Annotated in this window: 1 protein-coding gene; it reads left to right on the top strand. The window is 48.5% G+C overall.

The features are described from left to right. Nucleotides 1-635, top strand: a 635-nt coding sequence (locus ABD792_RS19075; RefSeq protein ID WP_345008175.1) for a transposase, incomplete at both ends; no start/stop codon positions are given.

Raw genomic sequence — 635 nt, 5'->3', positions numbered from 1 at the left:
ACCAGGAGAAACTGTTCAATAATTTTCAGTTAAGTGTGCGTGTACCGGAGCACAATTTCTACCGTCGTTTAAAAGGTGTTTTAAACTTAGATTTTCTATACAAAGAGACCAAGGGCTTCTATGGCAGCAGTGGCCAGAAGAGCATCGACCCTGTGGTGTTCTTTAAACTATGCCTAGTGGGGTATTTAGAAAATATAATTAGTGACCGCAAGCTTATGGAGCATTGCAGCATGCGTTTGGATATCCTGTACTTTTTGGGCTATGATATCGACGAGGAGCTCCCTTGGCACTCAACCATCAGCCGTACGCGGGGGTTGTTCCCAGAGTCCGTTTTCGAGACCGTTTTTGCCAGGGTTTTCGAGCTGTGTGTATCGGCAGGAATGGTGAGCGGGCATACCCAGGCCATCGACAGTGCCCCGGTCAAGGCCAATGCCTCGATGGACAGTTTGGAGTTAAAAGTGCCTGAAGAAGATTTGGAGAGCCACCTGCGCAACATACGCCATATCAGCAAACGGGATAAAGATGGGCCACTGCGCCGGGCAAAAAGCAATAAGGCAAGCAAGGACCAACAGACCTTATCGGCCAGTGATAAGGAATTACAGGCCATAAAGAGCAGGAACGCCAAATGGGCAAAG

Source organism: Snuella lapsa, assembly GCF_039539345.1.
GTDB lineage: Bacteria > Bacteroidota > Bacteroidia > Flavobacteriales > Flavobacteriaceae > Snuella > Snuella lapsa.
This window is presented reverse-complemented; position numbering and strand designations above follow the sequence as displayed.